Genomic DNA, 22741 nt, shown 5'->3' with positions numbered 1-22741 from the left:
CGCCAATTTCAAATTCGATGAATGACATTCTCAACAAGCAGACGGTGCTGGTGCTGAACCGCAACTGGCAGGCGATCCACGTGAAGACGCCGGCCGAGGCGTTCTGCATGCTCGCGACCGGCGCGGCCACCGCACTCGACATCCAGGGTGATGACTGGATCACGCCTGTCCGTTGGGACGCCTGGCTCGCGCTGCCTGTCCGCGATTACGACCACGGAGTTAATACGCCGCGGGGTCGAGTTCGCGTGCCGACGGTCATTGTCGCGGCCAACTACGCAAAGGTGCCGATGCGCCGGCCGGCGTTCGGTCCGCGCGGCATCTGGGAACGCGATGGCGGCGTGTGCCAATACACAGGCCGAAAGCTCGAGCGCGGCGATGGGAACATCGACCACGTCATTCCCCGCTCCCGCGGAGGATCGACGTCATGGGAAAACTGCGTGCTGGCGCATCGCGAGGTGAACTCGAGGAAGGCCGATCGCCTGCCCCAGGAGGTCGGCCTCAAGCTGCTCCGCCGCCCGGCGACTCCGCGCCTGCTGCCAACTTCGGCCAGCATTCGGAATCTTCACGCGATCCCGGACTGGAAGCATTTCCTCTCAAACTGATTCCGCTGACTTGCCGAACATCACTCGGCAGGTCAATTCCCCTACTTCTGCTCTGCGTGACGATACTGAACGTCGATCGCGTCGATTCTCTGACCGTCCTTCTCGGACACGCTTAAAATTTCGACAGTTTGATCGCCTACACTCGAGAGGAGTTTTCCGAGTCCTTCTCCTCGGAAACTCACATCGTGAGTTGCGAACATCAGTTCGATTTGCTCGAAGTCATTTCCCGTCGAATGCCTGGCGTGAAGCAGGTGGCCATACGGCAGCCAATGTGTTTCGCCATTGGACGTCTCAATTAGTAGTCCGCGGATAAGTTTTGGTGTTGCACTCATAATCACATTCCCATTTCAGGTTCCTTTTTCTTTGTCCGAGGCGGAACAATGGTTTGCTCCGGCTGCCGGGCAAATTCTGTAAAGGATTCCGCGACTTTGACCGCCTGGCGGCTGAGGACATCGGCCACAATGTGGCCCAATCCCAAAGAGCGGAGTGAGCTCGTGGGACGCTCGTCCGGTTGCCTCTTCCGACCGCGTCCGAGATTCCGCGCATGACGCCTCCACGCGCGCATCCGCAAGATTTCGATTGGGATGCGCAAAACGTCTTCAAGCAGTTTCCCGACTAGTGCAGTTGACGCAGCAAGCGTTGAACGCTCGATAGAACTGACGTCGCGTTTTGAAAACACGCCGTCTCGTTTTCCAAGGCCGTCAGGCGCGTTACCGTCTCCGATAGATTTGATTCCAGTGTCGCCAATGCTTCCGCGTTCTGGGCGAGTTTCGATTCGATTTCCTTTCTCCAATTCGCCGACTGAGCGAGCGATTGGGTAAGGCATTCGAGTTTCTCCAATATGAGGAGATCGATTTCGTTGCGCGGAGGTTTCGAGAGATTTTTCATGGTGACGTTTGGACAGGGACGGGATCAAAAACCGTCGTTTAGGTGTAAGGCATGCCAGATGTTCCGAGCGCGACTGGCGGGCGTTTCGCTCTGCTCGAACACGATAGGATTTCCAAAGCGCGCGCTCGAAGCGTCGCCGCTCGCTGCGTAACTGCGTTAGAAACGCCGTTAGTTTCGTCTTGTTTTCGAAGTAAGCCTCTCGACTCACAAAGCGTTCGCTGTAAATGAAGCCCCGCAAACGAATGGGCTCACCTCCAGGTGTCAGAACTGTAATCGAATCACGGTTTTTCTTAACGAACTTGGTGCCAAGTTCGATCATCCGCTGAATGAGTTCATCGCGGTCACTTGCGTTCAAACTGTAGAACGCCTGCTCGCCAATTAAGTGCTCTTGTTGGTAGGTCCTCACCTTCTGCGGATTGCCGCGAAGACGGTCAGGGATCTTGAGTTTTTGATGGCGTTTTTCTTCGCGCGCCGACGTAAGCCCGTAGGCAAGGTTGCACAGTTCTGTCAGAAGAGTGAAATGCTCTCGATCTCGACGATGAAAGAAGGGATCGAATCGGCCACCGGTTACGAGGTGACGTTTATACATCCCCACGTGGAGATGAAAGTTGACGTCCTTGTCGTGTAGGACGCAGATCGTTGCGACATCGTTTTCGGCGAGGCCTGCGGCAAAGTGTCGGCAGTAAATCTGAGCAATTTGAACGGCTGTTTCCCGGCCGACCTGTTCTAACTTTTCGGTGAAGTTAATGCTGAACGAAAGGTAAGCATTTTGTTCGCGCACCGACTCGATGAGGCGTTGGAAATGATCTCCATTTCCCCAGATTAACTCGGGTGGAAACGGCCGATCCTCTTTCTTGGAATCTTTCAGAGCGAAAAGGTATTCGACCAAGCCCTTCGACCTTTTCGACGTCACCTTCGGGTTCAAAATTTCGAGCGTCACGGTTTCAAAAGCTCTTTTCGGAGCGACCGAAGTTCACACAAAACCTTGAGCGCCGTTTCGTCGGTGATGTCAGCGGAAGCCACACGCTTTCCGAGTTCATTTAAGGCGTTGAGAACGCGTTCAAGGATTCGCGCTTTGTTTTGGTAAGCGGCTGTTCCTCTGGCGGTCGCCGGGTTGAGAAGCGCGTCAATGATGTTCGCCGAGCGGTATCCCTGACCGTAGATTCTGTCGATCTGCTCGAACTCATCGACCTCCAGTTCGATCGAAATTCTGTGAGGCTTCCGCTCCTTCGATTTGGACGCTGATGTTGTCACGCCACTATCCTTGCTGGAAGGGGCTGTCTCCCCCCTTTTGGCCCCCCTCGGCAGGAGCGGCTTTTGGTACGGGTTCCCCGACCGCCGGACTCTTCGAGGTCGGTGGCTTTACCGCGGGTTTGAGAGGTGCGGAATCGGCCGCGGAGGAATCGACGTCAGTCGACTTCCCGGAAGTCTTCGAGCCCTTGCGAAGGCTTCGGACTTTCTGACGAAGGGTTTCGATTTGATCCTTGTGACGCTGGTCGACGAAGTCGATGAGCGCTTCGCCGATCTTCTCCGAAGTCGTTTCGTGCTCGAGAGCGGCAGCGAGCCGATTCTCGAGAAACTGCACGAACTGTCGCTTCGGGCGGATCTTGAATTCCGGCCCAGCCGGCAAGGAGATTTCGATAGGGATTTTGATTTTCATAGTTTGGTTTTCTTTGAATGGCCGGGCGGCGTATCGACCGGCGAGGCAGAGTTCTCTCCGGGGTCACTCCGGGAGGGACACCCATCCCTCCCGGAGCTTTCTCCAAAACCGAGCGACTTCGGAAATGGCGATGGTTACGCCTCTCCTCCGCCACTCGTATGCCACCCGATCCTTTGATCTCACCGGGGCTTGCGACCGGCCGACAGGCCGACGGAGCGCCCTAGAGAAGTTGGAAGTATTGAAACAATCCTAGGATGCGACGCTTCTGAGCATCCGCGCCGACATTGGCGCGTGTGCAGAGTTCCACGAACGGAAGGCTACAGTCGTCAAGGAACCGCCCAAGTTCCTGGGCTTGAATGACGACTTGGAATCGCTGCCGATCCGCTTGGCGGACCGTCGTTACGTTGTCGAAAAGGCACGCCGCGGTGAAGCGGAGGGTTTGCGTTTCGGTCTGCCCGAAAAAGAGCCAGTAAGGCCAGGCGGCGTGGAGTTCTTGGAAGAACTTCCGGACTTCGGGAATCTCGTAGAACGCGCCGGCGTCATCCGGATAGCCAAGAGGCATGACCTCGACGCCGCCCATGAGGTCAGCGAGTTCTCGTCCTCTGGGTAGGTTGGCTGGCGCGAACTGATTGAGAAACAACTCGATGTCGAGAGCTTCGATGACCTTGCGGGGAATCCCCACGGTAAGACGAAAGTTCGCGCTCATGGGATTGCGACCTGCGTTTGGAACGCACTTCCGACGAATCCGAACCGGTCGACCGGCTCGGGCATTTCATCATGGGTCCGACCGTCGAGATGACGGCCGGTGCGATGCTTCTGCACGCCGCCGACTTGCTTGAAGAAGAAGGCGACGTGAGCTTTCGCACAGCGGTCCCGAAGGGAGCGGGCCCAGTCGAGGTTCATGGGACGGGCGCCAGGGCCGGATTCGCCGCCCGCGATCACCCAGTCGATGCCATCGAGGTCGAGGGCACCGAGCGGGCCGAGGAGCGGTTCGCAGGAAAGGAACCGGACGGCAGCCGGGACTTTCCGAAGGTCGTCGACGCGGTGCAAAACCCGCTCGTTCTCGACGCTGACACCCATCCACAGGTTGGGTGGCCAGGGAAGCTCGGGCGCGAGTTCCGCGAGTCGCCCGCTCCGCTTGGTGAGCGCCTGAAAGGTGTGCTGCGGGCAGGCCGCCATCGTCGCGAACATCTTGGCGATGAACTCGGCGGGCACTTCCTCGTGGAAGAGATCGCTCATCGAATTGACGAAAACTTTCCGCGGCTTTTTCCACTTCCGCGGGAGGTTCAGAAGGTCCTCGTGAAGCGTGACCCTGAACCCGCGGCGATAGCGTGGATTTCCCATGAGGAAGAGTCGATTCGCCAGGCGGTCAGCATAGCAGTGACGACACCCTTCGCTGACCTTGGAACACCCCGTGAACGAATTCCAAGACGCGTCCGTCCATTCGATCGAAGATTGGTCAGACATGTCAGGCGTCCTTGAAATCCCCGGTCAAAAGATTGGCCGGATGACACGATGACTTCCAATTGCCTGCGCAATAAGGGCGATGCCCCCGACGCTGGGTCCAAAGACTTACGTCGGGAGAGCCGCTGGAACCTCTGGGCAAAGCCGACACGATTTTGTCGCGACCGATATTGATCGATCTGGGAAAATCGGAACCGTCGACAAACGTGAAAAGCAACATCTCCGTCCGCAGAACCTTGGATAAGTCGATGCCGGGACTGATTTCGACATGACTCACTTTTCGCTTTGTCGCCGCGAAAAACGGCCACAACTCGCCGATGATTAAAATCCGAATGTTGTTTTCACGAACGGTGATGAGGGAGGCCTCTCCGTTCGGTGCGAGCTTGTCCCAAATGGTGGTGGAGACAATCCGCCAGCCGTCATTTTCAATTTCGATCACGCCGTGACCGAAGGGTATCGTTTCCATAAGTTGCTTTTTGATTGGAGAAAAAGCCCGTTACGCACGTAACCGGCTCTTTAAGGGTTTCTGGTCCAGAAGCCCGATTCCTCCGCTGGAGAACGCGTCCGTCCGGCAAGACGTCCGCTGGGTCGAAGCGACAAGAATTGGAAGTATCACTCTGAACTCGGAAATCCTTCCGTCTCTCCGGGCGGCCAGCACGGAGCCGACAGGCGACGAGCCCCGCCGTCCGCTCAGAGAAAACTCTGGTCGTTCGACACCCCGTCCCCACGATGGGACGTTTTGCCAAGGGCGTGGAAAAAGAGTCGCCTTTGGCTCCCGGCGAATGCTGGTGATAAAGAAGGGCGCAGCGGTTACCGCCGCTGCGCCCCTTTAAACTTCGTTAGAACGGAACCGCCTCTACAGAGGCGGTTCCTTTTCTTTGATGATGTGACAGACCTTGAAGGTTTGAAATGTTGGTTGTGTCCCTACGTTAGTAGAACGATCAGTTTTTCACATTTTTACCGCTTCTTGGAGGGACGAAGAGCGTCTTGGTGTTACCATCCTTGCCGGTGGACTTGAACTGGATCTCCTTTCCCTCCTCCAAATCTTTAAGGAGTCTCCGAATCTTGTCGCCCCCTCCGAATTGTCCAAGACTTTGCAAGTATTTGACCAGCGTCTTCTTGTTCACCTGTTGAATCGTTCGCGAAATTGTTCGTGGACCGTCAATGGGAAAATCCGCTCCGATAACTACTGCATCATTGTCCTCCGCGAGCCGCGGGATGGGCTCGTCCTTGTTATCTACGAGCCAATTCAGAAGATTCTCGGCGTCATCCTCACTCCGATCCTCGAATCCTCCATAATCCCGGGCGTAAAGGAAAGATTCTCCGGAAGGGATGTTACGGGCCTCGATTTCAAATTTGAAACCGGCTCCTCCGCCGGCCCCACCATTCGCTGGAAAAAGGCCCAGAATCAAATCCGCCGAGCCGCGGATGGCGGTGGCGCCGCGGATCGAGTCCGTTGAGTAGTCGCGGCGGCCCTCCCGGTCGGCACCCTGCTTGCGGGTGTGGTGGACAATGATGTGCGCGGCTTCCCCCGCGAGTTCGCGAATGATTTCGAGAAGGCGGGTGACTTCGATATTCGCGTTCTCGTCGACGCCGTGAAGGTAACTCAAGGTGTCGAAGATAATCAGTTCAGGCTGGATCGCATCGATCTGCGCCTTGAGTTCGGCCCGCTTCTTTTCGAGACGGCCATCGTCCCGACTTTCGTGGATGACCATGAGTCGCTCGTCGAGCGTCCCGCCGTAGAACCAAAATTCGCTCGGCCACTCAAAGTCTTCGGAGACCTGGGTATCACCGAGGCGTTTTCCTCGCGTCATTTCCACGAGCCGGCGGGCAAACTGCCTGCGATTGATTTCGAAATTGAAATAAAGAACCTTGATGGCCTTTGGTGGCTTCCGCTTAAGGAACGGCTCCCCGCGTGCCGCTGCGAGTGCGATCTGGAGCGCCAACTGCGATTTTCCGGTTTTGGGCGGGCCGAAAAGAATCACCTGTTCGCGCCGCTCGATGAAATTCTCGAACACCCACTTCGGTGCTTCATTGACGACGTTTGCGAGTTCCGAAGCAGGATGCAGTTGAATCCGATTCTTCTCCAATGTCGTGTCGGACATGGCTCGCGCTTTTAGCGGGAATGCAGCCTGAAACCAATCGGGAAGTGCATCGGCTTTCGGCGATTTCTCGAAAGCCTTCGGTAGCGAAATGGGGGCTCTGGCTCGGACTGTCCGGGTTTGTTGGAATTCTCCAATGGGTCGGCGTCGGAATCACCGCGAAGAGTCCGCTACTTGCAGCCGCGATAATCGCGGGAAATTCCTTGGCGATCAGGTCGAAGTGGTTGGGCATGAAGCTCGTCAAGGTGAAGTCAGAATGCCCTGCGTCCGCCGCAGCGGACATCGAAGCCCATGCGGCGTTTTCCATAAATGGTGAGAGCGGCGCAGTCGCTGCCTTTGGCGTTCATCGGTTTAGTGATGATTGTCCACGGTGCCCGGCCCCCATGATACCGACACTATCGAGTGTTAGGAGTAGCCGACAACGCTGTCCCGATCTAGCTCACATTTGATCAATTTCTAGGCAGCTTATTTTTCTTGCATGACTAAGGAGGATAGCTCAGTGGTAGACAATCCCCCACCGATATGGAGTCTGACAGCACGGGTCATCTCAGTGATTATTCACATATCAAACTCCGCCCTAATCCTCGTGATGGCACAACGTCGGGTGGCGGAGAAGACGGCGGTGGTGGTGATGGCGAAGAGGCGATTGACCAATGCCTTCTCGTGAATGAGAACATCACTCTCGAGGAATTCGAGCGTTGTCCATTTTGGAAAAAATCCAAGATAGTGCCGCCGAAGGGCTCGACGATCCATGTAAATCCGACCGTGATAAATGGTCGGCTCGGTGTGATCGAAGATGGCGGCGGCGAATTGCTCGGCTACCTGCCTACTCGATTCAACTTTTTGCGCCTTTGCATCGAGCAAGGTGGATCTTATGCCGGAGAAGTTTCTGGATCGACGACCACGCCGGTTCCTTCGGTGCGAGTCTCGCTTTCCTCACAATAGGAAGCCCTAAATGGGATCCGTTTGTCTTATCGGGCAAGTCTTCCTCGACACATTGAGGATTCGCGGAAAACTGCGAGTTCGGTTGGGCGGAATATTCCACGCAGCACGTGGTTTGTGGGCCGCGGAAGTGCAATATCAGCTTTGCTACCTCGGCCCCCAATATCTCGACGGTCTGGTAGAGAACGAGGCAGCAGACCTCGAAGTTCGGGCAGTCCATAAATTCGGGAACATCACCCACTGCCCAAACGTCCTTTTGGTTGACGACGAGCGCGAAGTCGGTGCCCAACACTATGAGATGCTTTTGGAGCCAGAGAAACGAAGCGAGCTATCCGCAGACGCGCTGACGGAAAGTTTAGACTATATCCCTGACGATGTATTGATCTTTCCGGGGGCCTTTGATTTGGGCAGCCTTCTCGAACGCCTCAAATCCGCGTCCGCCCGAGTTCACATAGATACTACGGAGGGACACATCGAGCCATCAACTCTCGCCAGACTGGGCAGGCCGGTAGAGACTCTTATAACTTCCACTTCAACCCACCTCTTTCTAGAGCAAGTAGGAGGATCTTCAACCTGTCTGCGAGAGCAATTTAGCGGGGTAGCGCGGAACATTCTACTGAAGGAAAACCGTGGCGGCTCCCGACTATTTACGAACGATGGCGACGAGATTTCGGTTCCGGCGCACACCAGAAAAATTCTCCATTCGGTAGGAGTTGGAGACTGTTTTGACGCAATCTACGTTTCGACGGTGACCACTCACTCTCCTCTCGCCGCACTTGGTTACAGTTCTTTGATTGCGGCGGAATATGCCTGCCGATTCGACGACGGAGACTCCTTCAAAGCTGCAACGAAAGCGGCACTCGGAATTGACCCGGCAGAGGTATCCACACTAATGGGCGTTAGCCTGCCTTGGGAAGTTAGGGCGAAAATCGAAATTTACATCGCAGCGCCAGATTTTTCTACTCTCTACCGCCCAAACATAGAGGCAATCTGCTCAGCTCTTGCGTACCATAACTTTACCGTTCATCGGCCGGTGCAGGATAATGGCGAAGTGCCGAACTCTGCTTCTCCTGAAGAGAAAAGCCGAATCGGCCATCTGGATGCTGACCTGATCCGGCGATGTCGAGTCCTTCTAGCAGTTTTAGAATACGATGATCCTGGCACTTATGTCGAAATCGGGATGGCTGCGACACTCAATATCCCGGTCGTCGTATACGACCCACACTCCCTCGCCCAAAATTTGATGGTGACCTCGTTCGCCACTTTAGTCTCTGCCGACCGTGATGTCGTGCTCGGCGAGATCTATAGGATCGCGGAATCACTCCGTTAATAAATGCCATGTTAAAAGTCGCTTTACTGGCATCGGGCGGCCTGGATTCGACCACATTGGCTTACTCTCTTGTCAGCGATGGATTTGATGTTGTGCCGATTTTTGCAGACTACGGCCAGCATTGTGCCGTGACAGAATTACTCACACTACAGGAAGTCCTCCCGGCAAATCTGAGGAATCGGATATTTGTTATCAATCTTGGAAGCATCTACACAGATTGCTTTTCGCGCATGCTCTCGGCCGCAGATCTGTGGAGCGAAAAGGTTACAGACGACGACTTTTTTGTTCCCTATCGTAATCAACTCTTGCTGACTGCTGGCGCAGCAGTCGCGAAGAGCAAAGGAATCGATGACCTTTACAGTGCGTTCATCCAATCGAATGTGGCGCTGGCGACTGACTGCACAACCAAATTTCTACAAGAGCTCGCCGAGCTTACCGTGAATTACGGCGGCGTCAGACTTCATTTTCCATTCGCTCAAATGTCGAAAACAGAGGTCGCCCGGCTTGGGGTACGTTTACAAGTTCCTTTAGGAGCCACGTATTCTTGCCTTGCAGGAGCTTCGACAGCTTGTGGAGCCTGCCCCAATTGCGTCGATCGTCTTAAGGCTCTTGCCAGCCTCGATACTTAACGCACTTTCATGACTTCAGATGCTGCTCTTCTGGTAAGACACGTTCACAACTCAGGTTTGGCGTTTTCGACTGCTCGCACACGCCCTGCGTCGGATACTGTCCATCACCACATAGGTGCTGTTTTGGTCGACACTGTTCTTCAGGCAGGTTTGAATTATCAAACCGTCGTGCAACCTCGCGTTGCGCGAATTCGCTGGAACTACCCGGAAGCAGCGACACTGAATGGTTTCCGAGGTGTGATTAACTGTTTAGGGGCAGAAGAGGTTCTTCGTTGGAATCATCCTGAGAAGCCACAACGATTGATTTTATTGGTCGAATTTCTCTGCACAGAGTTGATCGATACCTCTCATGACCTCATCAACTGGCTTGAAGAGCCATACAACGCTCAGCGGCTCCAGACGGTAAGGGGGATTGGACCGAAAAGCGTAGACTATTTAAAAATTCTTTTAGGGCTGGACGCCATTGCGATTGATCGCCATTTGCGACAATTCGCCAATGATGCCGGAGTTCATTCGAAAGACTACTTCGTTTTGCGTGGAGTGATCGAGCATGCTGCGATGATCCTGAAGGTGAATCCCTCCACCTTGGACGTCGCCATTTGGTCTCATATGTCCGTCAACTCCTGATGCCATTATCGCGCCCGCCGCGGGCGGTCGCTTTTCCTAAAGAGCTCCTTCCGGTTTTTCAAATCCTTCCTCTACGGATACATCCCAGATCGCAAGCAAGGTGATCGGTGAATCCCCATTCTGCAATCGAGTCGTGCACCGCCATTTCTTCGTTTGGTCACCTTCACTATAGGCGTTGATAATTCCGCTCGTTGGTTGCTGAGGGACCGGAAGGCTCTCAGAGCCCTGTAATAGCGCCATTGTGCTTATAGAGAACGGTTAAATTTGAGATATAGCGTATGCTATATTTTGGTATTGATTTAATTATACCGGGGTTTTAGTATTGTTTTGATGACCGCCGCCGAGATTAAACACATCAGGAAGTCCGTTCTTCGGCTCTCACAGCAAGAGTTGGCGGCAAAACTTGGCGTTGCGTTTTCGACCGTTAATCGATGGGAACGCGGCCATGCTGAGCCACAGCCAGACCGGATGCAGAGGCTGCGTGAATTGGTTCGGGCTTCTCAAGAGGGAGAGGTATTAGCGCTTCCTTCCGAAGTTTCCCATGCCCCGGTTCAAATCGATTTCGAGGGTGATCCCGAGGCAGTGAAGCTGGTCGTTGATGCAGTCCGCTTACGAAACGGCCATCTTTTCAATCGGGCATTCGGACTGGAGTTATCCCGCGTCGTTCCGCTGCCGCATCAGCGGATTGCCGTCTATGAGCACTTGCTAACGGAAGACACACTTCGCTTCCTCCTGGCCGACGACGCCGGCGCAGGAAAGACCATCATGGCCGGGCTCTACATCCGCGAAATGATCAACCGCGGCCGCCTTGCACGGGTTTTGATCTGCTGTCCCGCTGGGTTGGTATTCAACTGGCAGCGCGAACTCCGGTTCTTTTTCGAGCTGGATTTCACGATTCTAAAAGGGACGCATTTCAAGGGCGATAACCCGATTCAGCACACGAATCGGTCCCTCTTCGTTATCAGCATCGACACCGCGACCTCGCCGAACGTGCAGGAGAAACTGCTGTCCAGCGAAGTTGCGCCGTTCGACTTGGTGATCTTCGACGAGGCGCACAAGCTGTCCTGGATCGACAGAGATCGCTCTCCGACGCTCCGTTATCAGTTCGCGGATCGAATCTGTAAGCGCACCGCGAACGCCCTGCTGCTGACGGCGACCCCCCACATGGGCAATAGGTTCGCCTATTTCGCGCTGTGGAGGCTCCTGAATCCCGCAATCTTCTCCACCTACGAGGCACTCAACGCTCTCGATCCGGCAACGCGCCAGCGGCACTTCATCCGCCGATTGAAGGAGGAGATGGTCGATTATGAAGGGCGGCCGATTTACAAGCCACGGCTGGCGCAGTCGATTGTGTTTCCGCTGACTCCGGAGGAACGCGCCTTCTACGATGGCGCCACGGGTTACCTTCGCTGGAGCTTCGAGAACAATCGTTCCCTGAATAAGAACGCCGCCGCCATGGTCGTGGCTGTGCTCCAGCGCCGCCTTGCCAGCTCGACTTTCGCGTTGAGCGAATCCCTGCGTCGAATCCGTGACAAACGTGTCACCGCCCTTGAATCGGGAGCCGCGTTTCACCCAGAGCCGCGGCTTTGGAACGATCTCATCGATGACCTCGATGCTGCAACTCCCGAGGATCATGACCCGATGGGTTCAGGTCCGGAAGGTGATGAGAGCGCCGAGGCCCGTCTGCTGGAAGCCGTGCGTCCGGCGGACGCCAAGCGATTACTCGAAGAAATCGAGCTGATCGATCACGTGCTGGGGCTTGGCGCAAAAGTCAGGGAAGACGCCAAGTTCACCAAGCTGCGTGAGTTGATTGAGTCCCCCGAGTATCATCAGGAGAAGCTCCTCATTTTCACGGAGCATCGGGACACCCTTCGGTATCTGGAGCGTCAGTTCATGCAGCTCGGCTATACGAACATTGCTGTGATCCATGGTGGTGTGGAGGCGGCCGAGCGAGAAGTGCAGCGCAATTATTTCATGCCTCCGGATGTCCGTCGGAAGATGGGTGTCCCGAACCCTGACGGGCCGAGTGCGAACCTAATGCTCGCGACCGATGCCGCAGGCGAAGGCATCAATCTCCAGTTCGCCTGGATCATGATCAACTATGACATCCCGTGGAACCCGGCGAGGTTGGAGCAACGCATGGGGCGTCTCCATCGATTCGGGCAGCAGCACTCGGAGGTCCGTATCTTCAATTTTATCGCCGATGGCACGCGTGAGGGCGATGTCTTGCTCACCCTCCTCCGCAAGCTCGATGATGCCCGCCACGATCTCTGCACCGACAAGGTTTTCGACGTCGTCGGACAGCAGCTCCAGGACATCAAGGTCCGCGATCTTCTCCTCGAAACTTTGACCGATCCCGAGTCGGACGGGTGGCGGAAGAAACTCGAAGCCCGGCTGGCGACGAAGGAACTCCGGGCTGCCGTGGAGCGGCTTCGCGATCAGGCTTCGAAGTTTGGGGATGTTGGAAAACGGATCGGCCAGCTCAAGACAGAGATCGAGGCCGAAGATTTCACCCGGCTCCTTCCCGCCTATGTTCAGAACTTCGTCGAAAAGTCGGCACCACATCTGGGTCTGAAACTCGAAGGGGATCTCACTTCGGCCGCCCGGGTGACTTATGATCAGCGCTCGACGCGCTGGCTGGCCCCATCCGTGTCGCGTCTGCCTAACGGCCTGCCCGACTACCTTTCGGTCCGCCGGGATTTTTCCCTCGGGGACATCCTGTCGTCGAAGGTGGCATTCCTTCGGCCCGGCGATCCATTCTTCGAAGCGGTTTGCGATGAGGTGGAATCGCGATTCGCTCGCGATGTGGCCCGTGGTGCACTTCTGTGCGATCCGACATGCGCCAAGCCTTACGGCGTTGCGGTGTATACTTGTCAGGTCGGTGAGCGAGGAATGGAAGGAGGTGCCGCTGCCCGTGCGGATCGAAAGTTGATCGCCATTCGATGGGACGAAGACGGGCGCTTCGACGTCTGTGCTCCGAATCATCTGCTGGCGCTCCATGCTGTCGGCCTTGCCGGGATGCACAAAGCCGGGCGGCTGATCTATCGCCCCGACGAGCAGATCGTTCGAGCGGATCGATACGCGAGGTCCGTGGCGGAGGCGACCATCGTCACCCAGGCGCGACTGACGGTGAGAGCCGAAGCCGAGACGCGTGCTCGCGACATCGCTCGAGGGTTCGACTTTCGATCGGCGGAACTCGCGGAAAGACGGTCCGAGCTGTCTCGAAAGCTTCGCGAATCAGCCGACAATCCGAAGCTCCGCATTGAATTGGATCAAGTGCGGGGTGAGCAGGCGCATTTGTCCGAGGACCGTGCCACTGCCCTGCTCCGTGAACAGCGCCGGGCTGACCTCCTGGACATCGTCCACTTTCAGCGTATCGCCACCGGGATCGTCGTGCCGGATCCGAGCCCGGAGGCCCGGGAAGCTTACGACAAGAATATCGAGGCCATCGCGGTTCGCATCGCGCGGAACTTCGAGGTGGATCGATTTCGGGCGCGGGTGCTGGACGTGTCGGCGCCGGCGTTGGCCCGGGGCTACGATCTCGAGAGCTATCGTCCCGACCAGCCGCCGATCTGTATCGAGGTGAAAGGCCGCGCGGGCCGCGGATCCGTTCATCTCACGGAGAATGAATGGCCGACCGCAGCGAACGTCCGAGAGCGTTATTGGCTATACGTGGTGGTGGATTGCGCCACGAATCCGGTCCTATACCGGGTCCAAGATCCCGCTTTCAAGCTGGCGGTAAAATCGCGCCAGAGTTTCACCGTAAACTTCACCGACATCGTCAGGGAGGCCGAAAATGACTGATTATTCCAAACACCTCATCACTGGCCAGGCTCCTCCCGGATACACCGCACAGCCTTCACATTCGGGTCCGGCTTCGGCCGATACTGGCGCTACACGAAAGGAATTGATTGAGCAGTGGTATCTCGAACCGCTTGAGAAAATGTCGGGACATGAGGCCTTCGTTTGTCTCGCGATCTGCTTCCTGCTCTACGAGAAATATCTCCGAGCCGTGCATGGCCTTCCGCCCGATTACAAATTTTCGGAGGGAGCCAAAGTTTTCCGATACATCGGTGAAGATTTCGGTGTCTCCGAGCAGATGGCGTTTCGCTTTTGGTCGGACTGGCGAAATGGATTGCTCCATCGAGGCATGCCCAAGGCAGGCGGGGACTACATCTGGATCCTCACGGGAAAGCAGGACGATGTCGTCGTGGAGAAAGGTAACGAGGCTTGGGTGAACCCTTGGATTCTTCGCGACCGGATCGTCCACAAGCTTCGCCAGAAAAAGGAGATTTGGAGGGATGCGGATTCTCCTCTTATGCGGGAGTTCAAGTTTATCGACCCCTAAATCCGCTGCCGACCACCGAAAAACACAATGAAAGCTCTAGGCATTGAAATCGTATCAGGCGACCTGAAATGGGTTATTCTCGATGGAGATAAGAATGGAGGAGTGTTCGAGTTTTTAACTGATAACTCACTCGCGCTGCCTCAGGCGGATACCGATGATTGCGGAAACCTTCTTGCCCTCACCCAGTCCGCCAGAAACCATTTTCAAACCTTGGGTGTAGAGCGAGTGGGCATCATTCGCGCGGATAAAGGTTGTTCCGTGTTGAGGGCGAAGGTGGAGTTTGCCCTTCAAATCGCCTGCCGGGAATCGGGAGTTCCTTGTTCCTTAATTTCGATTTTGACAGTTCGCGCCGCGGTTGATCGGAAAGTCATGCAGATCACGGGCAACTCGTTATGGGATATTTATAACGGAGGGCTGGAGATTCGGCCCAAATACCTCACCAAGCCCGCTCATGCAGCGTGGTGTGTTCACAATGCCGTCTGACTCAGACATATTGTCAGCGCTGAGGGGATTGGGAAAATTCACGATTCTCGATGAGAATCGTGAAGGCGCAAACGCGTATGCCTTCAGGGCCTTTCACGATCATCTAGAGCGCGACGTTTTTCTCAAGGTGTTTTACCTCGGAACTGAGGAGACGGAACTGACCCTGAGAGAGCCGCGACTTTTGACTCAGGCCACGCAATCGAACGGCTGTACCAATATTGTCAGAGTCTTTGACGGTGACGTGTTTAAGATCGGCGACGATGATTACGTTTGCCTGCAAATGGAATACGTCGAAGGGGGAAGCCTGCTGGCTCGCATGCAAGCCTCTGAGATCGGGCAGCAGGATGCGGTGCGCATAGCCACGCAAGTGCTTCAAGGCGTGCACCAGCTTCATCACCTGCGGTTTGTTCATCGCGATCTCAAGCCAGCTAATATCCTTATTTCGAGTGACGGCGTAGCGAAAATTACCGATTTCGGTTCTGTTGCGAGGATTCCCGACGCGGTCGATTACTGCACGGCATCCCGGCACTCGATCCTCTATGTTCCGCCGGAGGCAATGGGGGGCAGATACCGATTTTCCTCCGATTTGTATCAGGTGGGCATGGTGCTGTATGAGATGGTGAACGGTCCCATGAACTACAGCTATGCACATTACGTGCTGCCCAAAGCTCAACGTCAGCTAAATCGAGATGGCACGCCCTATGATCAGCTCGACGGTTTCGAGCAATCTCGCCTGAATCGGGAGTGCATTAAGGCACTCGCGGATAAGGAATCTCTATTGTCGCATGGAAGGGAGCCGGTCCCTTACTTTTCGCAAAGGCTTCGCCGACTCATAAAAAGCGCAACCAATCCTGACCTAGCTAAGCGATTTGGCACAGCATTGGAATTTCATTCGAAGTTGCTTCAAATCAATCTGCCGAATTGGAAAACCGCGGATGACCGTTTTGAAGCCTCGGATTGGCAGGGGTGGGACTGGCGCGCTTCTCTTCGACCCCGCCGGATCGGCGCCGAACCGGTTCTGGAGCGAGCAAGGGTTGGAAGCGGTTCGTTCCGCCGAGTTGCTAATCAAACCTTTGCGTCTCTTTCTGATGTCTTTGGATACGTGGAAAACTTTCAATCGTAAAACTGCATGACCGACCGCCCACGACTTATTGAAATTGCTTTCCCGCTCCGTCAGGCGTCGGTGGCTAGCGTGCATGAGAAGAATGTCCGGCATGGACATATTTCCACGTTGCACATCTGGCCGGCGCGACGTCCTTTGGCTGCGTGCCGGGCAGCGCTGCTGGCGACGTTGCTGCCGGACCCCGGTGATCCGGAAAAGCGTCAGGCTTTGCTCGACGCGATTGGCGGGCGCATCGAGACGGAGATCGTCGAGTCGGTGGACGAGGACGGACAGCGTCTCGTTGAGGAGAAGGAAGTGGTCAAAGGGGGCGTGCTGGCTTGGGGGCAGGAGAATGCCTCGGCGATGGATGACTTTCGCAAGCTGGTGCGGGAGTTTTACGGAGGGAAGGCGCCCCGCGTGCTTGATCCGTTTGCCGGCGGCGGGGCGATCCCGCTGGAGGCCATGCGCCTGGGCTGTCAGGTAACGGCTTCGGATTTGAATCCGGTCGCGTGGTTCATTCTCAAATGCACGCTCGATTATCCCCAGCGATTCGCGGGGAAAACATGGCCGCTGCCGGATTTCGTCAAAGAGTGGCCGGACTTCGTGGAGGATTTCCAGGCCGGCAAGGTCAAGAAGCGCAAGGGCGGACGAAAGCCCCATTTCACGGACGACAAGCAACTCGAAATGCTCGACCTCCCCGAGGCGAATCTCGCCTGGCATGTCCGCGCGTGGGGACGGTGGGTGCTGGAACGCGCTCGGCAGGAACTTGCTTCGCGTTACCCCGTGATCAACGGGGAGCCTGCGGTTGCCTACCTCTGGGCACGGACGGCTCGCGACAAGTCGGAGCCGTTCGCTCGCATCCCTTTGTTGAAGACTTTTTGGCTATGCAAGAAGAGGGGGCGTCGCAGTGCCTTGATTCCTGTGCCAGCGCCGGACAATAAGAGCGTCGAGTTCCGGCTGATTGAGGAGGACTTCTTTGTTCATGCGCAGGAAGAGTGGTCGCGGCTCCTTCGCGAGCGCTTCTCTCATTTGGAGGCATGGGGCGTATCTGGAGAGAACCTCCTTGGGTTCCTTGATCGTGGAACGATGAACAGGGCCGGTGTCTGGAGCCCCTGCAGTGGCAGGCCTACGACCATTGCACTGACAATGGAGGATTTACGTTTCCAAGGGCAAAAAGAACTGCTGGATAAGCAGATGACAGCGGTGGTCGTTGAGCGAACAAAAGTCACCATCACCGAGGGAAAAAACGGCAAGCAGAAGGAAATAAGGAAGGTTCAGAAAATCTATAGGCTTCCGAATGTCGCGGAAGTTGAGGCTGCCTGTGTTGAGGCTGATGAACTCGAAAGCATGTTTTCATCAATTCCATTTGGAATTCCCGATGAACCTACTCCTGCAGGCGGCGGCAGCGGAGCTGCTCGTGCGTTTTCGCTCCATAAATATGGCATAAAAACGTGGCGTCTCTTTTATTTGCCACGCCAACTGCTTTCGCTTGGTGCATTTGTTAAGCACACTAGATCTGCCGTCGAGCAAGTTAGAAACCATCGAGTTGACGCCGCTGAGGCATTAGCCGCTGGGCTAGCAGTGGTTTTCGGGAAACTTGCCAATTACATGAGCATGCAGTGCATCTGGGATTCGGCTGCAGGCGAGGTCAAGCAGACCTTTTCAAGGTTTGCGTTCCCCATTACGTGGGATTGCGCAGAGGCCAATCCTCTATCTGAAGCAGATCGGTATTACTCGGGAGGAATTCACTATGCCGCTCTTGCTATAGAAGCGTTGATGAATGCCGCGGCGGGAACCGAAATTTCTCCTGAAGTCCGCTGTGAAAGCAGCATCGTTTCAATGCATTTGGGCAACGATGTAGTTTTTACTGATCCGCCGTATTACGATGCGATTCCGTATTCGGACCTGATGGATTTCTTCTTTGTGTGGCAAAAAAGGATTGTCGCCGATCTAAATGAAGAATTTCAGAAGGCCTATGAGCGACAATTGGCTCCAAAATGGGACAATGACCATTCTGACGGAGAATTGATTGAAGATGAATCCCGACATGGTGGAGATAAGCGGAAGGCTAAGTTGGCCTACGAAGATGGGATGGCCCGGGCCTTCAAACGCTCAGCTGAAAGTCTTGATGATAATGGGCGATACGTAATTGTGTTCGCCAACCAGGAAGTCGACGCCTGGGAAACTTTGGTTGCGGCGATTATTCGCGCTGGTTTCGTCACCAGTGCGAGTTGGCCAATCCAAACGGAAATGCGAGGAGGGTTTCGAAATCACAATCGTGTATCGCTGGGATCTTCGGTTTGGCTCGTTTGTAGAAAGCGACCTAAAAGCGCCACGCCTGGTTGGGACGAACAGGTTTTGGAAGCCATGGAATCGAAGCTTTTCGATCCGCGTCCGGAACTCGGAAACAAAAACATCCTCCAGTATTATTTCGACCAAGGCATCATCGGACCCGACTTTTTGTGGGCCGCGCTTGGCCCGGCGCTCGAGGCCTACAGCGCGCATCCCTTCGTTCGCAAGGCGGGCGGCGGCGGCAACATGGAGGTCGCGGATTTCCTCCGCGAAGTGCGGAAGCTGGTCCTTCAATTTGCACTTGGCCGATTGCTCCATGCCGAGGGGCTCGATCTTGACCCGGTGACACAGTTTTACCTGCTGCATCGTTCGACCTTCGGCCTCGATCCGGCACCGGCTGGCGCCTGCATCCTCTACGCGATGAGTTGCGGGAAGAATCTCGGCGAGTTGCAGATGGTGTGGCGCGTCCTTGCCCAGGGAGGTAAAAAGAAGGGGCGTCCGAAGAAGGCGGATGAGGAGGATTCGCCGGAGAACGGCGAACCGGTGGAGGCCAAGGGCAACGAGCTCGCTCTGGTGGACTGGTTGGAACGTGGCCGCAACGAAGACATCGGCGAACCCCGGGGCGGCGGGCCGTCGCCGTTGATCGATCGTGTGCATCGCCTCCTCGTGCTCCTGCATCAAGGCGGGGCCTCCGACGTTCAGCAGCTTTTCAACCAATGGGCGCTGGCAAGCGAACCGGCTTTCAAGCCTTTGCTCCAAGCGCTGCGCGAACTTGCCCTCCGGGACAAACAGGACCTCGAATGCCGCATGGTCGAGGCCCTGGCCACCACGCTCAACATGAACACCCGCCGCCTCGTCAATGCGGACGGTGTGGTTCAGGAGGCACCGCTTTTCGAGAGCATGGATCTGCCCCCATTCCTCCCCCGTTAAATACTCACCCAAGAAGAAACAACGCCAATGAAACCCTGGAAACAAACATGCCGATTGCGCCCGGAAATCCGGGCGCAGGAACTTACACCGCAGGATTTCGCCGTGGATATGTTCCGCGTGATGCACCGGGAGCCAGGTGAAAAGGCGTTTTATTGCGATCCCAAGAATTTCTTCTCATCGACCTACGCGACGCCGAATCTGCAGCAGTTTTGCCGGGTGGTGCTTCGGCAGCTTGCGGGCGAGTCCGGCGGGGAATCGATCCTGAATGTCGCCCAGACGTTCGGCGGTGGAAAGTCGCACACGCTCGCCGCACTTTACTATCTCGTCACTCTCGGGAAAAAGCTCCCAACGGATGAAGCCTCGGTGCAGGCGATCCTCAACGCCGCGAAGCTCGACAAACCTCCCACGGCTATCGTCGCGGGGCTCTCGTTGGATAAGTGGAGCTGGGTGAACGGCGGCAGCGCCAAATCGCCGATCGGCGAAGTCCGGAAATTCCGGATGCCGTGGAACTCGATCGCGTGGCAGCTCCTGGGTGAACAGGGACTCAAAATCCTGAATCTGGACGAAACCAAACCCGGCTACGACACCCCGCCGGGAGAGGAAGACTGGAACGAAGTCTTGAGCGCGGCGGTGAAGGCAAACAAGGGCGCTCTGATTCTCATCGACGAATTCCTGATGTGGGCGCACGACGCCGCGTCGCCGGACCCGACCGGCCAGGACGGCGGACGTGGGATGTTCTGGGCCGACCGGCTGAAAAATTTCTTCCAGAAACTCGGCCAGGCGGTGGTGAACACCCCGCACTGCTCGCTCGTAGTCTCCCTGCTGGCGACGGACGTCAGCAAGACGGACGAGGTGGGCCAGGCCATCCTCGCCGCGTGTTCGGGCGGGTTGAATCGCCAGGCTGAATTGAAATCGCCCGTCGAGAAAGAGGACGTGGCGGAGCTGCTGCGCCGCCGGATGTTCGAGAAATTCCCTGAGAATCAGGCGGAGATCGAAGCGCAGATCGCGGGCTTTTGGGATCGGATGAAAAAGGCGAGCCCGGTTCGTGCAGGCGACCCCAACGCAAAGAGCCGGTTCGTCACGGCCTATCCCTTCCATCCCGATCTCATCGAGCGTTTCTACGGGAAATGGACGCACCTTCGGCAATTTCAACGGACGCGAAATGTGCTCCAAACCTTCTCCAAAGCACTTCGCGAGGCAGAGGCGTGGGACGAGTCGCCGATTGTCAGCACGCAGGTCTTCCTCAATCCGCCCGACGCCGGCGGCGTGAGCAGCGCCCTCCGGGCTCTGGCCGATGTGGCCATGAAGTCCTCCGATGCGAATCCTCCGTGGGAGCAAAATCTCAGCGTGGAATTGGGACGCGCCGTGCAGGCTCAGAAGAGCGATGCAGCGGGCTTGAGCGGACGGGAAATCGAATCCGCCTGTGTGGCGGCCTTCCTCTATTCCCAGCCCACCGGGCAGGAGGCCGACCTCCACGACATCCGCTGGCTTACCGGCGCGACCTGTGATGTCCCTGTGATCTTCAACAACGGGCTCAAGGCTTGGCGCAAGCTGTCGTGGTATCTGGAACCGTGCGAGCGAACGGAACCCTCGACCGAATTGCCGATGGCGTGGCGCATGGGGCCGAAGCCGAACATCACTCAGATGCACGACTCCTACGTGCAGCAGGCATTGGGAGTCGCCAGGATTAAATTCGACGAACTTGCCGGCAGTCTCAAGGTGCTCGGCGAAGGAATTCCCCAAGGCGTGAGCTTCCACCGGTTGCCGAGCGATCCGAGCAAGCTCGATGACAACGAGCAGTTCCGGCTGGCCCTATTGGGCTCGGATCATGCGCACCAGGCGGGCGGAGCCGTCGCTCCGGATACGCTGGCTTTTCTCACCACACATTCGTCGCCGACCGATCAACGTGTCTGCCAGAACGTGATGCTGGTGGTCACGCCCTCCGTGACCGGGCTCGGCCAGGCGGAAGCGGAGATCGCGAGCTGGCTGGCGTGGGGCGAAGTGCGGCAGCGCGAAGGAAAGAACCTCACCGACCTCCAGCTCGTGGAGGTGCAGCGCAACGAGCGTGACACGAAGAAAAATGCGGAATCGGCGGTCCGCAATGCCTTCGAGGTCGTGCTCTACGTGGATAAGACCGGTGCGCCGCAGACGAGGAAGTTTACGATGGGCGCGGAGGCGATGTTCCCGGCTCTTCTCCGGGAGAAGGATCTTCGCCTGTTCGATCAGCGCATCGAGCCTCTGGCGATCATGCCCGGCGGGCTTTATCCCGTTTGGCCTGCGGGCCAGGCCGCCGTGCAGGTAAAGGACCTCTACCAGTCCTTCGCCCGGCAGCCAAAACTTCCCAAATTGATCTCGCCGCAGACGATCGTGAACACCGTGGCCGAGGGCGTGAGCCGCGGGTTGCTGGCAGTGCGTTATGTCCGCCCGGATGGTTCTGCCGATTGGTTCTGGCGTTGCTCCATCCCGATTGCCGGATGGGAGGCCAACTCGGAAGCCTGGCTACCGCAGGATGCGTCGGTAGATCGTCTTCCGGCGGCGGCCGTTCTGCCGGAATCGCTCGGCGGACTCTGGCCGCAGGATGACTCTCCGGTGCAGCTCTCGACCCTGTGCGCGTGGTTCGACGGCACTCAAGAGTTCGAGGAAACCCAGCAGGGAGTCGCCGAGAAGCATCCGCTTCCGAAAGTGGATTACAAGGCGGTGCATCAGGCCGTCGCCGACGCCGTGGAGCAAGGGAAGCTCTGGCTGGTTTTTGGCAACGAGAGCGTCTTGGGGGAGAGACCGTCCACGATCCAGCTCGATCCGAGTGCTTCTCTTCGCCGTCCGCCGCAGGCTTTGAGGAGCCTGGAACTTCTGCCGGCCGCGCTGCCTGATGCATGGTCTTCCGATCCGTCTCCCAAGACGACCGTGGCCGAAATTTATTCGGCTCTCAAGGCCCAGAGGGGCATGCCGTGGCCGTCGAGGCAGTTTGTCGATGTGTTGAATGGAGCGATCAACCAAGGGGTGATGCTCCGCGGCTCTGGGTCAGGGGAAATCAAGTCGGCTTTCGGGGACGCGGCGGTCGTGATCTCCGTGCCGTCTCAACTTCCGCCTCCACCCACACCGCCTCCGTCGCCATCCGGGAGCGGGTTCACGTCGAACACGATTCGAATCGAAGTCGCCGCGTTGCAGGATTTGGCCGAGGACGTTGCGCCGCAACTGACGAAACTGCTATCCGGCTGTTCACCCGGATTCGAAATCCGTCTTCAGTTCGAAGGCACGCCTCCATCCGACCTCACCGAGATCAACAAGCTGATGCAGCAGTTCGACCCGGATTGGAAAATCTGACGGAGTCGAAATCGCGTT

At 56.6% G+C, this 22741-nt stretch carries 18 protein-coding genes; 12 read left to right on the top strand and 6 right to left on the bottom strand.

What is annotated here, in order from left to right; genetic code table 11:
- The first annotated feature begins 17 nt into the window (after nucleotides 1-17).
- The gene (locus VIM61_02355) at nucleotides 18-602 is read left to right on the top strand and encodes an HNH endonuclease (GenBank protein HEY8899242.1); all 585 of its coding nucleotides are present in this window, start codon (nucleotides 18-20) and stop codon (nucleotides 600-602) included.
- 334 nt (nucleotides 603-936) lie between these two features.
- Here VIM61_02355 and VIM61_02350 read toward each other — a convergent pair whose 3' ends face one another.
- On the bottom strand, nucleotides 937-2430 hold the full coding sequence (locus VIM61_02350) for a hypothetical protein (protein ID HEY8899241.1): 1494 nt from the start codon (nucleotides 2428-2430) through the stop codon (nucleotides 937-939).
- Entirely contained in the window at nucleotides 2427-2744 is a 318-nt protein-coding gene (locus VIM61_02345; protein HEY8899240.1) for a hypothetical protein, read from the bottom strand. The genes VIM61_02350 and VIM61_02345 overlap by 4 nt, the downstream gene beginning before the upstream one ends.
- Nucleotides 2745-2976: 232 nt before the next feature.
- On the opposite strand from VIM61_02345, the gene VIM61_02340 reads away from it, so the two are divergent.
- On the top strand, nucleotides 2977-3327 hold the full coding sequence (locus VIM61_02340; protein ID HEY8899239.1) for a hypothetical protein: 351 nt from the start codon (nucleotides 2977-2979) through the stop codon (nucleotides 3325-3327).
- Nucleotides 3328-3370: 43 nt separating this feature from the next.
- On the opposite strand, the gene VIM61_02335 is transcribed toward VIM61_02340, so the two are convergent.
- The 4 genes from VIM61_02335 to VIM61_02320 all read right to left on the bottom strand — a co-directional run bounded on the left by VIM61_02335 (nucleotide 3371) and on the right by VIM61_02320 (nucleotide 6719).
- Nucleotides 3371-3856: a hypothetical protein gene (locus VIM61_02335; GenBank protein HEY8899238.1), complete on the bottom strand. Its 486-nt coding sequence runs from the start codon at nucleotides 3854-3856 to the stop codon at nucleotides 3371-3373.
- A complete protein-coding gene (locus tag VIM61_02330; GenBank protein ID HEY8899237.1) occupies nucleotides 3853-4617 on the bottom strand; it encodes a phage Gp37/Gp68 family protein in 765 nt (254 codons plus the stop codon). Before VIM61_02330 ends, VIM61_02335 begins: the two co-directional genes overlap by 4 nt.
- 1 nt (nucleotide 4618) lies before the next feature.
- Nucleotides 4619-5080 (bottom strand): hypothetical protein, encoded by a 462-nt coding sequence (locus tag VIM61_02325; GenBank protein HEY8899236.1) that lies wholly within the window; start codon nucleotides 5078-5080, stop codon nucleotides 4619-4621.
- Between the two features lie 475 nt (nucleotides 5081-5555).
- Complete coding sequence (locus VIM61_02320; GenBank protein HEY8899235.1) at nucleotides 5556-6719, bottom strand: AAA family ATPase; 1164 nt, start codon at nucleotides 6717-6719, stop codon at nucleotides 5556-5558.
- Between the two features lie 519 nt (nucleotides 6720-7238).
- On the opposite strand from VIM61_02320, the gene VIM61_02315 reads away from it, so the two are divergent.
- The 10 genes from VIM61_02315 to VIM61_02270 all read left to right on the top strand — a co-directional run bounded on the left by VIM61_02315 (nucleotide 7239) and on the right by VIM61_02270 (nucleotide 22723).
- On the top strand, nucleotides 7239-7661 hold the full coding sequence (locus VIM61_02315) for a hypothetical protein (protein ID HEY8899234.1): 423 nt from the start codon (nucleotides 7239-7241) through the stop codon (nucleotides 7659-7661).
- A 10-nt stretch (nucleotides 7662-7671) separates the two neighbouring features.
- Entirely contained in the window at nucleotides 7672-8988 is a 1317-nt protein-coding gene (locus tag VIM61_02310; GenBank protein HEY8899233.1) for a nucleoside 2-deoxyribosyltransferase, read from the top strand.
- 8 nt (nucleotides 8989-8996) lie between these two features.
- Nucleotides 8997-9617 (top strand): 7-cyano-7-deazaguanine synthase, encoded by a 621-nt coding sequence (locus VIM61_02305; protein ID HEY8899232.1) that lies wholly within the window; start codon nucleotides 8997-8999, stop codon nucleotides 9615-9617.
- Between the two features lie 9 nt (nucleotides 9618-9626).
- The gene (locus tag VIM61_02300; GenBank protein HEY8899231.1) at nucleotides 9627-10244 is read left to right on the top strand and encodes a hypothetical protein; all 618 of its coding nucleotides are present in this window, start codon (nucleotides 9627-9629) and stop codon (nucleotides 10242-10244) included.
- Nucleotides 10245-10574: 330 nt separating this feature from the next.
- Nucleotides 10575-14048, top strand: coding sequence for a helicase-related protein (locus tag VIM61_02295; protein ID HEY8899230.1), 3474 nt, complete (start codon nucleotides 10575-10577; stop codon nucleotides 14046-14048).
- On the top strand, nucleotides 14041-14592 hold the full coding sequence (locus VIM61_02290) for a hypothetical protein (GenBank protein HEY8899229.1): 552 nt from the start codon (nucleotides 14041-14043) through the stop codon (nucleotides 14590-14592). The genes VIM61_02295 and VIM61_02290 overlap by 8 nt, the downstream gene beginning before the upstream one ends.
- 27 nt (nucleotides 14593-14619) lie before the next feature.
- Complete coding sequence (locus tag VIM61_02285) at nucleotides 14620-15075, top strand: hypothetical protein (GenBank protein ID HEY8899228.1); 456 nt, start codon at nucleotides 14620-14622, stop codon at nucleotides 15073-15075.
- Between the two features lie 28 nt (nucleotides 15076-15103).
- Entirely contained in the window at nucleotides 15104-16198 is a 1095-nt protein-coding gene (locus VIM61_02280; protein HEY8899227.1) for a serine/threonine-protein kinase, read from the top strand.
- A gap of 6 nt (nucleotides 16199-16204) precedes the next feature.
- On the top strand, nucleotides 16205-19399 hold the full coding sequence (locus VIM61_02275) for a DUF1156 domain-containing protein (GenBank protein ID HEY8899226.1): 3195 nt from the start codon (nucleotides 16205-16207) through the stop codon (nucleotides 19397-19399).
- Nucleotides 19400-19507: 108 nt separating this feature from the next.
- Nucleotides 19508-22723, top strand: a complete 3216-nt coding sequence (locus VIM61_02270; protein ID HEY8899225.1) for a DUF499 domain-containing protein — start codon at nucleotides 19508-19510, stop codon at nucleotides 22721-22723.
- Nucleotides 22724-22741 lie beyond the last annotated feature (18 nt).

The organism is Chthoniobacterales bacterium (genome assembly GCA_036569045.1).
GTDB lineage: Bacteria > Verrucomicrobiota > Verrucomicrobiia > Chthoniobacterales > JAATET01 > JAATET01.
Note: the sequence above shows the minus strand (reverse complement) of the source record. Positions and strands in the feature narration are given on the sequence as shown.